The following is a 410-nucleotide window of genomic DNA, read 5'->3' as shown; positions in this document are numbered from 1 at the left end:
CAGGTGCTGTCAGACGGCCTGGGCCTGCTGCGTGCCGGCATCAAGCCGATCGCGCGGCCGCAGCCCGAGCAGGGCGTGACCTACGCGCACAAGCTGGACAAGGCCGAAGCCCGCCTGGACTGGGCACAGGACGCCGATGCACTGGCGCGCACCGTGCGCGCCTTCAATCCGTGGCCGATCGCCGAGGCCACGCTGGCCGGCGAGCGCGTGCGCATCCACGGCGCGGTCGCTCTTGACCTGGCCCACGGCCAGGCGCCGGGGGCGGTGCTGGCGGCCAGCCGCGATGGTATCGACATCGCCTGCGGCCAGGGCGCGCTGCGGCTGCGCACGCTGCAGCGCGAAGGCGGCAAGGCGATCACCGCCGCCGACTACCTCAATGCCCGCCGCGACCTGCACGTGGGGGCATAAGC

At 73.7% G+C, this 410-nt stretch carries 1 protein-coding gene; it reads left to right on the top strand.

The annotated features are described in order from the left end of the window. Positions 1-408 (top strand): methionyl-tRNA formyltransferase (locus tag FNX44_RS27725; RefSeq protein WP_369123545.1); only part of this gene is annotated, 408 nt, incomplete at its 5' end. Positions 409-410 lie beyond the last annotated feature (2 nt).

This window comes from Streptomyces alkaliterrae (assembly GCF_007097205.2).
GTDB lineage: Bacteria > Actinomycetota > Actinomycetes > Streptomycetales > Streptomycetaceae > Streptomyces > Streptomyces alkaliterrae.
This window is presented reverse-complemented; position numbering and strand designations above follow the sequence as displayed.